The organism is Geothrix oryzisoli (genome assembly GCF_022808865.1).
GTDB classification, from domain to species: domain Bacteria; phylum Acidobacteriota; class Holophagae; order Holophagales; family Holophagaceae; genus Geothrix; species Geothrix oryzisoli.
The window spans coordinates 17,609-29,377 of sequence record NZ_JAKZLB010000001.1 but is presented as its reverse complement, the minus strand read 5'-3'; the positions used below and the strand labels follow the sequence as shown (position 1 = coordinate 29,377).

Annotated in this window: 9 protein-coding genes; 2 read left to right on the top strand and 7 right to left on the bottom strand. The window is 68.7% G+C overall.

Translation table 11 applies throughout. The features are described from left to right. Positions 1 to 14: 14 nt before the first annotated feature. Genes MLE43_RS00125 through MLE43_RS00115 form a run of 3 tightly spaced genes read right to left on the bottom strand, consistent with a single transcriptional unit; the run spans position 15 to position 3,810 of the window. Positions 15 to 2,204: a polysaccharide biosynthesis tyrosine autokinase gene (locus MLE43_RS00125; RefSeq protein WP_243300596.1), complete on the bottom strand. Its 2,190-nt coding sequence runs from the start codon at positions 2,202 to 2,204 to the stop codon at positions 15 to 17. Between the two features lie 8 nt (positions 2,205 to 2,212). After that, entirely contained in the window at positions 2,213 to 2,674 is a 462-nt protein-coding gene (locus tag MLE43_RS00120) for a low molecular weight protein-tyrosine-phosphatase (protein WP_275975974.1), read from the bottom strand. 44 nt (positions 2,675 to 2,718) lie between these two features. Continuing rightward, positions 2,719 to 3,810 carry a polysaccharide biosynthesis/export family protein gene (locus MLE43_RS00115; protein WP_243300594.1) on the bottom strand — a complete coding sequence of 364 codons (1,092 nt, stop codon included), beginning with the start codon at positions 3,808 to 3,810 and terminating at the stop codon, positions 2,719 to 2,721. Positions 3,811 to 4,080: 270 nt separating this feature from the next. Here MLE43_RS00115 and MLE43_RS14725 point away from each other — a divergent pair, with 270 nt between their 5' ends. Continuing rightward, on the top strand, positions 4,081 to 4,728 hold the full coding sequence (locus MLE43_RS14725) for an acyltransferase (RefSeq protein WP_275975973.1): 648 nt from the start codon (positions 4,081 to 4,083) through the stop codon (positions 4,726 to 4,728). 24 nt (positions 4,729 to 4,752) lie between these two features. Here MLE43_RS14725 and MLE43_RS00105 read toward each other — a convergent pair whose 3' ends face one another. The 4 genes from MLE43_RS00105 to MLE43_RS00090 are packed head-to-tail and all read right to left on the bottom strand — an operon-like array spanning position 4,753 to position 9,887. After that, positions 4,753 to 5,217, bottom strand: a complete 465-nt coding sequence (locus MLE43_RS00105) for a hypothetical protein (protein WP_243300593.1) — start codon at positions 5,215 to 5,217, stop codon at positions 4,753 to 4,755. Beyond that, on the bottom strand, positions 5,214 to 7,082 hold the full coding sequence (locus MLE43_RS00100; protein WP_243300592.1) for a tetratricopeptide repeat protein: 1,869 nt from the start codon (positions 7,080 to 7,082) through the stop codon (positions 5,214 to 5,216). Before MLE43_RS00100 ends, MLE43_RS00105 begins: the two co-directional genes overlap by 4 nt. Next, positions 7,075 to 8,139 (bottom strand): 3-dehydroquinate synthase, encoded by a 1,065-nt coding sequence (locus tag MLE43_RS00095; RefSeq protein ID WP_243300591.1) that lies wholly within the window; start codon positions 8,137 to 8,139, stop codon positions 7,075 to 7,077. The genes MLE43_RS00100 and MLE43_RS00095 overlap by 8 nt, the downstream gene beginning before the upstream one ends. After that, positions 8,136 to 9,887 carry a M28 family peptidase gene (locus MLE43_RS00090; RefSeq protein WP_243300590.1) on the bottom strand — a complete coding sequence of 584 codons (1,752 nt, stop codon included), beginning with the start codon at positions 9,885 to 9,887 and terminating at the stop codon, positions 8,136 to 8,138. The genes MLE43_RS00095 and MLE43_RS00090 overlap by 4 nt, the downstream gene beginning before the upstream one ends. 91 nt (positions 9,888 to 9,978) lie before the next feature. Between MLE43_RS00090 and MLE43_RS00085 the strand changes: the two genes are divergently transcribed. Further along, positions 9,979 to 11,766, top strand: a complete 1,788-nt coding sequence (locus tag MLE43_RS00085; protein ID WP_243300589.1) for an ABC transporter ATP-binding protein — start codon at positions 9,979 to 9,981, stop codon at positions 11,764 to 11,766. Positions 11,767 to 11,769 lie beyond the last annotated feature (3 nt).

Below are 11,769 nucleotides of genomic sequence, written 5' to 3'. Positions count from 1 at the left end.
CGTCCATGGCGGGCCTACTTGTACTTGTAGTGATAGGCATACCGGTAGCCCTGATAGCCGTATCCCAACCCCGTCGGCAGGATGTCGTTGAAGATGCAGCCATCGATCCGGATGCCGTGGCCCTCGGCCCGCTGCTGGCAGGCGCGCAGGTCGTCGATGGAATCCTCGCCGAACTTGGCGACCAGGATGACGGTGCCCACGAAGGCGCCGATGATCGTCCCATCGGTCACCGGCAGCAGCGGCGGAGCGTCGAAGATCACATAGTCATAGGCGGCGGAAACCTCCGCCACGAAGGCACCGAAGCGCGGCGAGAGAAGCAACTGCGAGGCGTCCGCCGGAAGGACGCCGGTGCTGACCAGGTCCAGCCCCGGGAATTCCGTCGGACTGGCGGCCGAAGACCAGTCGCACCGGCCGGAGAGCACGTCGGACAAACCGGTCAGCCGCCCCTTGGGACCGAAGTACCGGTGCAGGATGCCCTTGCGCAGATCGGCGTCCACCAGGAGCACCCGGGCCTCCATCTGGGCCAGCATGATCGCGAGGTTGGCGCTGAGGAACGATTTGCCGACCGAGGGCCTGGATCCGGTGAGCATGATCGTGCGGCTCTTCGCGTCCTTCAGGCTGAAGAGCAGCGAGGTCCTGAGGCTCCGGAGGCTCTCGATGGCGAGGTCGTCCGGTTGGTGGGCGGCGAGCAGGTGGGAGCCTTCCAGCCCCAGGTCGACGGCCGTGGAGTGCTTCTCCTGGTCGCGGCTGTGGGGGATGGTGACCAGGACGGGGAGCCCCAGCTTGGACTCGATCAGGCGGTGGTCCTTGATGCCCCGGTGGAGGAGTTGACGGATGACCGTCGCTCCGATGCCGACCAGGGCCCCGAGGGCCGCGTAGAACGCGAGCATGACGGGCGCCTTCGGCCCGATGGGCTCTCCGGTCGTCGTGGCCGGGTCCACGACCCCCACGCTGCCCACCTCACCCGCGCTGCTGATCTGGAGCTGCTGGATGTTGTTCAGGAGCGCCGTGTAGAGCTCTGTGTTGACCTGGACCGCCCGGGAGAGGCGCACGACCTCCTGCTGGGTGCCCGGCAGGGCCCGCATCCGTCCGGATACCCGCGCGGACTCCGCCTTCAGCTGGTCGATCTGCTGGTTGAGGGTCCTCACCACATCCGAGTTCTCCTGGTAGGTGCGGAGGGCCTCCTGCTTCTTCTGTTCGAGGTTCGAGATCTGGGTGCCCAGGTTCGTGCCCTGCGTCAGCAGGGATTCCGCCTCCCGGGAGAGATCCACGGCCCCGAACCGGCTGCGGAACTGGTTGAGCCGCTGCTCAGACTCGTCCAGCTGGGCCTTGAGCGGCCCAATCTTCTGTTCCAGAAGGGCGCGCGTCTGGTTGGCGTCACCCGCCTTCTTCTCGAGTCGGTACTGGACATACTGGGCCATGATCGCGTTGAGCACGTCTTCGCAGCGATCGGGGCTGGTGTCCTTGTAGACGAGCCCGATCACATCGGTTTCCTTGCCCCGCTCGGCCACCTCCAGGCCCTGGCGCAAGTCACGGATGCACACAGCCAGTGGCTTGCGGTACACCAGGAACTCACGGCCAGGCTTGGTGGCGAGGGCCTGGACCTTCAGGGCGAGGGGGTCCCCGTCCAGGACCGCAGACACCGTCTCGCCAGGTTTCCCGGTGCCCAGGGGCTTGCCGGCGGGGGAAAGCCACTGGAAGGTCCCGTCGGAGAGCACCGTGATCCGGAAGGCCTTCGACATCAGGCGCTCCGGGACCTGGAGGACCTCCAGCTTCAGCTCAGGAGCCCGCGTGCCGCCCTGGTTGTGTCCCCGGCCGAAGTGAGTCAGATCGACGGGCTCGGCGACCAGATCCAGCCCCAGGCTGCGCACGGCCCGGCCCAGGACCAGATCGCTCTTCAGGATCTCGACTTCGGCCAGGGCCGTGCCCGGATCGGAAAAGAACCGCTCCATCTTGGCGAAGGCCGGATCGGACGGGAGCGGCTTTTTCGCAGAGATCTGCAGCAGTCCCTCCGCCTGGTACACAGGCACCGAGCGCCAGCGCAGGCAGCCACCCACCACCAGGAACAGGAACATGCCGGCGAGGATGAGATACCGCCCTTCCCACAGGTCGTCGAGCCACTCCCAGAAATGGATCTCCTCCGCTTCATGGGCCGTTCTCACATTCCGGCGGTGGGACGGCTTCGGTCCTGGATTGGTGCTCATGTCGTCCTTCAGATGGTGGGCAGATGGTCTCGCCAGGTCAGTACGGATTGGAGGATTTTTTCGAATGCGAGGGAGAAGGCTTCAGGGGGCTCCCGGATGGGATCTGCGATGTCCTGACGCTCCGGGGGCAGCCAGCAGCCGAGCAGGAAGACCCTGCCCCGGGTGCCCGGAACCAGCGATTCGCACCAGGCCTTCTGCTCGTGATCCATCACCAGGATGAGATCCGCCGCAAGGGCCATGGCGGGCGTCACCTGCCGGCTCCGATGGGTGGTGATGTTGATGCCCCGCTCCGCCAGGAGCCGGATGGCCTCCGGATGCGGGGCATAGCCATCCTCCGCCGCCAGGCCTGCCGACTCCACGCGGATGGCGGCCCCCAACTCGGCCCTCATGAGGCCTTCGGCCATGGGACTTCGGCAATGGTTCCCCTCGCAAAGGATGAGGATGAAATTCAGCGATCGCCCCGGTTTCAACAGACAAGATCCATGGAGTTCGTGGAGAGGTTCGCCATCAGATGTCAGCGGACTTTGAGATACCGGATTTCAGCCGCGGACAGGGCCGTCGAGGCGGCTGCCGACACCGTGGGCACCAGCATTCCCATGACCCTGCTGAAACGGGTCAGAGTGCCGGCATCCACGTAGACGATGTCCCGCGGATTGAGGCGGAAGTTGTCGGCCAGGACCATGGCTGCCGGATTACGCGCATCCAGGTGGAACACATCCACCGAGTCCGCGGCCCCGGCCTGGCGGATGACGTAGATAGACCGCGCATCGGCGCTGATCCCCTGGATGCCGCCGGCCTCTGCGATGGCCTGGGCCAGGGAGAGCTTCCCGTGGATCATCGGCATGATGCCCGGCTTGACCAGTTCCCCGAGCATGTAGACGGGATCTTCGTTGCTGCTGGGGACATGCAGGAAATCCCCGTCCTTCAGGAGGAGCTGCCCGCCCCGGTCGCCGGGCGCCATCAAGGCCTGGAAGTCCAGGCGCCACGAGCGGTTCCCGCGGGTGAGGACCAGCCGGCTGTCATCCGCCGTCGCGAGGAACCCCCCCGCCCGGTTCACCGCTTCGGCCAGGGTGCAGGGGACATCAGTGATCGGGTACATCCCGGGCGTCTTGACCTCGCCTCCGATGTAGACCTTCTGGGACCGGTAGGCGAGCACCTTCACGTCGACCTGGGGCTTCTGCAGCACCTTGGCGAGTTGGGCCGTCAGCGCCTCGCGCACCTGGGAGGTCGTCAGCCCCTTGACCGCGACCCGGCCCACATAGGGGAAATAGAGGAATCCCTCCTCATCCACCACCATCCCCGTCGCCGCATCCGAGCGGAACTGGCCCAGCGGCAGGGTGATCTCGGGATGGTCCCAGACCGTCACCAGCAGAATGTCCTGGGGACCCACCCGGTACGGCGGCAACTCCCCACGGGTGATTTCGGCGAGGGACACGGACTCGGTGGCGCGGGCACTCTGGGCCTTCAGCGCCTGGTCATCCAGGGGATGCAGCGTCACGCGGATCCCATCCATCTGGGTCGTGGTGACCTTGGTGCTGGGTTTGACATTCAGCTTCATCCCGGGTGAGGCGCAGGCGACGAGCGTCAGCAGGGAGGCAAGAGCCACGCCCAATCCCGGCAAGACCGCCCTGAGGCGGGGAACCAGACGGACCCTGAGGATCGGCACGGAGGGATCCTGGTCTGCACGCTGATTCGAGAAGGTTGCAAGAGGGCACATCGTCATCTCCGCGCTGAGGGGCGACTCCGGTTGCAAAGAGAATACAATAAACACAATATCGGCATCATTTTTGAAGTGGCAATGTAATTTACAATAAATAACATGATGGGCCAAGGGTAGAACCGCCACCCATCCGAACGACCCCAGCGAGGCTCATCCATGAACCATCCGACCTCCGAATCCGACCAGCCGCCTTCGACCGGACCTGCGGGAGGGTGCGAGGGGCCCTCCGACGCGGGGTTGGCCCGGCGCTCCGGCGAATCGGCCCTGAGCTCGCTGAAGCGCCTGTTCGCCTTCAGCCTCTATTACGGGTTCGCCCGCCATCTGCCCGGCTCCAGCCGGGCCTACGCCTTCGGAGCCGGTCCTCTGCGGCGATGGCTGGGCCGCTGGCTGCTGGATGGCGTGGGGCGCGCCGTCAACATCGAACACGGGGCGGACTTCGGCAGCGGCAAAGGCATCCGCATCGGGGACCGGTCCGGGCTTGGCGTCGACTGCCGGGTCGGCGGCCCGCTGGACATCGGCCAGCAGGTCATGATGGCTCCGGGAGTCATCATCCTCACCCGGAACCACCGGTTCGATGCGCTCGACGTGCCCATGATCGACCAGGGCTATGAACCCGGCGAAGGTGTCGTGATTGAGGATGACGTCTGGCTCTGCACCAACGTCATCATCCTGCCGGGCTGCCGCATCGGGAAGGGCGCCATCGTGGCCGCCGGGGCCGTCGTGACCAAGGATGTCCCGCCGTACGCCATCGTGGGGGGCAATCCCGCCAAGTTCATCCGCCAGCGGGGTCCTGGGCCGGCCTAGCGCCAAGCCTGCGCGCGGGCCCTTCTACTTCGGCCCGTCCCAGCGCTTCCGGCTCAGCCAGACCTGTTCGTCCTTGCCCTGGGGATCCCTGCCCTGCCAGTGGAGCTTCAGGGGTCCCAATGCGTCCTTCTTCAGGATGGAGACGCCGGGGCCCTCCCCGTCGCGCAACAGGCGCAGCAGGGCCTCGACACTGGCCACCTGGGGCAGGAAGGGCAGCGGCAGCTCCGCCAGGGTGGCGGCCCGCTGGTCGACCTTCTGGCGGGGCACCTGGAGCCGGTAGCCCGAGGCCCGGTCCCCCTCCAGGAGCAGCAGGCGCTCCCCGAGCCCGTGCAGCTCCGCCACCAGATGGCCGGAGGCAGGCTCCATCAGCAGGTTCAAGGTGCCCGTCCCCTCGCCGCCGGCGCCGGAATAACCCCAACCGTACTGGGCGCGCACCGGTACCGCGGGAGCGGGTGCCGCCGCGGCCGGAGGGGTCTGCAGAGGCATCATGGCCGCTCCTCGTCATCGTCATCGGGGAGGGCGTCCGGGGCGGCGGTCTGGGTCTCCTCCGCCGCGCGGGCCCGCTCCCGGGCCAGGCGGATGCGGAGTTCCCCCAGCCGCTTTTCGAGCGCCGGACGGTCCGGGAAGACGAAGGCCAGGGCTCGTTCCCACTGCTCGGCGGCCTCGGCCAGCTTGCCCCGCTTGACCAGCACCTCGCCGAGGTGCTTCCGCACCTCGTGGCTGAAGGGGCTCAATTCCGCAGCCTTGCGGAGGGTGGCTTCGGCCTCGGCGAGCTTCCCCAGCTTGAACTGGGCCCAGCCCAGGCTGTCCAGCACATTGCCGTTGTCCGGGGTGGCCTTGGCGCTGGCCTCGATGAGGGTCGCGGCCTCTTCCAGATCCCGCCCCTGCTCCAGCAGCAGGTAGCCCAGGTTGTTCTGCACCATCGGATTCCCGGGATTCGCCTTCTGCGCCTCCCGGAGCACCCGCAGCGAGTCGTCGGTGCGTCCCGCCTGCTCGTAGGCGCTGCTCTGCATGATCAGGATGTCCACGTTCCGGACGGGCCCCAGGGTCCTGGCCCTCTCGAGGGCCTCCAGGCACTTGTCCCAGCGCCGGAACTCGGACCAGATCGCCGCCATGCCCTCCAGGTGGAGCTGCTCCAGGGCGGCCCGGGTCTCCTTCCGGGCGAAGAAGCGGTACTCGAGATACTCAGGGGGCAGCTGGGCGGCCTGCTGGAAGAAGGGCACCTTGGGAAACCGCGTGATGCCGTCCTTCAGGGCGACCAGGGCGCTCTTCCAGTCGTTGCGGCTGATGAGGGCCTGGCAGGTGAACACCTGCAGCTCGCCCGCAACCTGGGGCCGGCCCGGATGCTCCTTCAGGAAGGTCAGCAGGGCGCCGCCCTTCCCTTCGAGCAGCAGGGCCTCCGCGTACAGGGCCTGGGAGCCGTCGGCGATCCAGTCCTCCTGGATCTTGTCGGCGAGAAGCCCGGCCAGCCGGGTCTCGGCCTCTTGGAACCGGCCGAGGTTCATGAGGGCCCGGGCCGAGTTGAAGGTCGTCCGGGGCGTCGGCTTGAGGGCTTCCGCCTTGCCCAGGCTGTCAAGAGCCTCCTCGAACCGGGAGGTCTGGATCCGCACCAGGGCCACGTTCTCCCAGAGACCCGGCTCCCGGGGAAGGTGCCGGGCCAGCAGCAGGAAGCTCTCCTCGGCGTGGGCCAGGTAGCCCGCCTGGATCTGGTCCCGGGCCAGGTCCTCCAGCATGCGCAGGTGGCGTTCATCGGGGGTGCGGGTGTTGTTGAGGGCCAGCACCGCCTCCCGCCGGCCTTCATAGTTCTGGAGGGCCCGGGCGTGGATGGCCGCCCGTTCCCAGGCCGCCTGGAAGCTGGGGCGGAGGCGGCCCAGGTGCAGCCAGGCGCGCATGGCGCCCTCGCCGTCCTTCAGCCGCTCGGACACTTCGCCCAGCCGCGCCCACAGCTCGGGGTCCTGGGGCAGCAGGGCCGTCGCCGCCCGCAGCTCCCGGGCCGCATCCGCGGACAAGGACTCGTCCTTCTGGGACAGCTGGTAGAGCAGCAGGCCGAGATGCGCCCGGGCCTCGGCGTTGCGGGGGGCCAGGACCACGGCGCGCCGGGCCGGGGCCAGGGCGCCCTGGGCGTCCTCGTTCTCCTGCAGGGCCTCCGACAGCCGCAGGTGGACTTCCGCGCTCTCCGGGACGAGGGCGGCCACACGCTTGTAGATGGTCACGGCCGCAGCGGGGTCTGAGCCCCCTCCGCGGATTTGCAGGGCCCGGGCCTGCAGCATCATCGCCCGCACGTCCTCAGAGGGCGCCGAGGCCAGGCTCGCCGCCAGAAGGGCCGCGAGGAAAGGAAGCCGCAGGTCAGGCACGGGAAGCCTCCCGGTCAAGCAGGTCGATGAGACGGGCCAGTGGGGACTCCCAGACCTGCGGTGCCAGTGTGCGCTGGATCGCCGGTTCCCCGTAACGCGGGAGGATGCAGTGGATCTCGGTGGCCGGCTCATCCCCGGCCGCCCCCGGGACATGCTTGGCCTTCTTGTCGCGGAGCAGCAGGGGCAGGCAGGCCGACCAGGGAGCGACCAGGGGCAGCAGCGGGGCCAAGCGGTGCGCCAGGGCTTCGAGAAACGCGGCCGGGAAGGGCTTCAGGCCCAGGTCCTCGGCCAACAGGCAGGAGCCCAGCAGCCCCAGCCCCACGGCCTCGCCATGCAGCAGGCCGTAGCCGGAGGCCGCCTCGAGGGCGTGCCCCAGGGTGTGGCCGAGGTTGAGCAGCCGCCGCTCGCCCGCCTCGCGCGGGTCGCGATGCACCACGCCGGCCTTGTAGGCCAGGGCCCGCTCCACCCAGGGGATCTTCACGGGACCGTCCTGGAGCATCTCCGCGGCCCAGGCCATCTCGCCCTGGATGAGGGCGGTCTTGACCAACTCCCAGCGGCCGTTCTCCAGGTGGCGGGGGGGGAGGCTCGCCAGAAACGACGTGCAGGCCACGAGGCGGCGGGGGGCGTGGAAGGCCCCCACCAGGTTCTTCCCGGCCGCGAGGTCCACTCCGGTCTTGCCGCCCAGGGCCGCGTCCGCCATGGCCAGCAGGGAGGTGGGCCACACCTGCCAGGCCACACCGCGCAGGTAGAGCGCCGAGGCCAACCCCGCCATGTCGGACAGGACCCCCCCACCCAGGGCCACCACGGTCGCCTCACGGTGCAGCGGCACCCGGGCCCAGTGCTCCAGCCAGGGGAGGATGGTGCGCAGCTTCTTCTCGTCCTCGGCGACCGACACCCAGAGGGCGTGGCTGGGCTCGGGCAGCCCGGCGCCCGTCCAGGCCTCACGCAGGCGGACGTCGCCCACGAGGGTCCAGGGGCCCTCGGGCAGCAGCGACGGGTCCGGGGTCTCCTGAATGAAGACCTCCGTGGCGAATCCGGTGGGCGTGGCGAGCCTCATGGGCGGCCTTTCAGCGTGGCCTCGGCCTGCATGGTGTGATCCCCCCGGATCCATTGGACCATGGTCTTGTCCCCGGGCTTATGGGCGCCGAGGGCATCCATGAAATCGTAGATGGACCTCACGGGCCGGTCACCGAACCGGATGATGATGTCGCCCCCCTGGAGCCCGAGGGCCTCGGCGGTGGATCCCTTGGACACCCCGTTGATGCGGAAGCCCCGGGGGTTGTCCGCGTAGTCGGGGAGGGTGCCGAAGGCGATCCGCATGGGTCCGCCATCGCCCCGCATCGGCACCTTGGCGGTGTCGGGGTCGAAGGCCGGCAGCGCATCCGCATTGGCCAGATCCAGCACCAGGGTCCGGCCGTAGCCGGCCAGCTTCGCCAGGCCGGCGAAATCGATGCGGTCCGCGGTGTCCGTGGGCCGGTGGTAATCGCCGTGGATCCCCGTGAAGAAGAAGAACGTGGGGATCTTCGCCTGGGAGAAGCTCATGTGGTCCGAACCGCCCACGGCCGCGCCCACGTCGGCGCTGATGGCGAAGCCCTCCGGCGCCAGCTGCTTCGCGGCCTCCAGGGCCGCCTTCGGGGCGCCCAGGCCGCCCATCAACAGCCTGGGCGACGCAGCATCCAGGCGGCCCACCATGTCGAAGTTGAACATGAACTTCACGGACTCCAGCGGATGGGTGGGGTGCTGGATCCAGTAGCTGGAACCCAGCAGGCCCTCCTCTTCGCCCCCGAAGTGCAGCAGCAGGATGGACCGGCGGGGCCGGGGCCGCCGCAGTTCCCGGGCGAGTTCCACCACCAGGGCCGCACCGGAGGCGTTGTCATCAGCCCCGGGATGCACCTGCCCGCGGGCCTCCGCCCCGCCGAGGCTGTGGCGCTCACCCAGGCCCAGGTGGTCCAGGTGCGCCCCGAGGACGATGTATTCCTTTCTGAGTTTGGGGTCGCGGCCCGGGATCTCGGCCACCACATTGGGCACCTGGGCCTCTTCGCGACGGAGCTTGAGCCTCAGCGTGAGCGTCGTCCAGGGCGCATAGATGAAGTCCTGGCTGGCGGGCCGGCCGGTCTCCCGGATGGCCTTGAAGCGGGCCTGCAGGTCTCCGCAAGCCGTGCCGATGGCATCCGCGCCCAGGCTGAGCACGGGAATGGCCAGCTGCACGGGCCCCTCCTCCCGCTGCAGCGGGCGGGCCGGGCCGTCCTCCAGCACCAGCACCGCGGCCGCCTTGGCCGATTCCAGGCGCTTGATGCGCGCCAGCAGGCTCCGCTCGCCCCGGGGCAGGTGGGCGAAGACCTCCGTATCCGGCAGGGTGCGGGCGATGACCGCCACGCGGTCCCTCACCTCGATCCCGGCGAGGTCGTCGTACCCCCCGGGGATCCGGACGCCATAGCCGAGGAAGGCGAGGGGCTTCATGCGGAAGTCCGCGTCCCCGCTGTAGCCGAAGGCCTCGATGTCCCGTCCCCAGGCCAGCGTGCGCCCAGTCTCGCCCTGGCTCAGGAGGGCGCCCTGCTCCTCCCGCACCACCTTGGCGATGAAGGGGAAGCGCTGGATCTGCGCCTTCAGGCCCAGGGCCTTCCACTCCCGGAGCAGGTGGGCGGCGGCCCGGTCCAGTTCCGGGTACCCATTGCCCCGGCCCTTGAGTTCCGGTGAGGCCAGGAACGCCACCTCCCGGCGCAGCCGCGATTCGGCCGTCGACCCCGCAGGAGGCGCCTGCGCCACGAGGGTGGCGGCGAGGAAGGCGGTGATCCAGGGGCCCATGTCGTCTCCGGCGATCCCTCTACTTTACCGGCGCCGCGGGGATCCGTCCCGGATCCCGCAGGAATCCGGCCGCCTGTGGGAGAATGGGCCCATGTCCGAACAGGGAGCCTTCTTCCAATCCGACCGCATGGACCAGCGGCCCATGCGCCACACGCTGCTGTGGCGCCTGGCCGGGTACCTGCGCCCCCAGTGGGCGGCGCTGCTCGCCCTGCTGGTTCTGATGGCCTTCGGCGCCTTCCTGGAGGTGATGCCTTCGGAACTGACCCTGCGGCTCATCAACCGCTTCATGAGCCAGGGCAGCCTGAGGGGCGCGGCCCCCATGATCGCGGGCTTCTTCGGGGTGCTCATCGCGGGCTTCCTGGTCAGCTTCGCCCGCTACTTCCTGCTGGCCCGGGTGGGCCAGAGGGCCATGCTCGACCTGCGGGTGCAGCTCTTCGCGCACCTCATGGGGCGCAGCACGGAGTTCTTCCACCGCAACCCCGTGGGCCGCCTCATGACCCGCGTCACCAGCGATGTCCAGAACCTGAACGAGATGTTCGCCTCGGGCTTTGTCGCCATCGTGGGGGATGCCCTGTCCCTGCTGGCCATCGTGGCCTGGATGTTCTGGACCCACCCCGGCATGGCCCTGGTGGCGCTGGGGATCCTGCCTTTCCTGCTGGTCGCCACCGAGATCTTCCGCCGCCGCGCCGGCGAGGCCTTCCGCGAGACCCAGCGACGCTACGCCAGCATCAACGCCTTCCTCCAGGAGCAGATCTCGGGCATGGGCCTGGTCCAGGTCAACGCCCAGGAACATCACAGCGATCAGCAGTTCAAGGGGCTCAACGAGGACTACTTCCAGGCCTTTCTCCGCACGATCTTCGCCTACGCCGTGTTCTTCCCCGTGGTGGAGTTCATCACCTCCGCCACCCTGGCCGCGCTCATCTTCTATGCGGGGTTCAAGCTCCAGGCGGGGGCCATCACCTGGGGCCTGCTGCTGGCCTTCATCCAGCAGTCGGGGCGCTTCTTCCGGCCCATCCGGGAACTGGCCGAGCGCTACAACGTGATGCAGACCGCACTGGCCTCCAGCGAGCGCATCTTCCGCCTGCTGGACAACCAGGAGGAGATCCCCGAGGCGCCGGGCGCCAAGCCTGCGACCTTCGCCCGGGAAGTCCGCCTGGAGAACGTCACCTTCGCCTACGAAGAGGGCGGGCGGAAGGTGGTGCGCGGCCTGAGCGGCGTCATCCCCAAGGGCCGGCGCGTGGCCGTGGTGGGCCACACGGGCGCCGGCAAGAGCACCCTCATCAACCTGCTCATGCGGTTCTACGACGTGCATGAAGGCCGCATCACCGTGGACGGCGTGGACGTGCGTGACCTGAAGATCCGCAGCCTGCGGGACCTCTTCGGCCTGGTGCTCCAGGATGTCTTCGTCTTCTCCGGCACGCTGCGCGACAACATCGTGCTGGACCGGCCCATGGACGAGGCGCGCCTGGCTTCGGTGCTGGAGCAGAGTCAGCTGAAGGACCTGGTGGGCCGCCTGCCCCAGGGTCTGGACACTCAGGTGGGCGAGCGCGGCCAGAAGCTCAGCGCCGGCGAGCGGCAGCTGCTGGCCTTCGCGCGGATGCTCTACCTGGAGCCCGCCGTGCTGCTGCTGGACGAGGCCACCGCCAACATCGACTCCGAGACCGAAGCCAAGATCCAGAACGTCATCGAGCATGTGAGCCACCGCCTCACCACCTTCACCATCGCCCACCGGCTGTCCACCATCCGTGATGCCGACGAGATCTGGGTCATGGACCAGGGTGCCCTCGTGGAGCGCGGCAACCATGACGCCCTCATCGCCCAGGACGGCGTGTACGCCAAGCTGGTGCGGCTGCAGTTCGCGGAGGGCGAGGCAGCCTGAAGG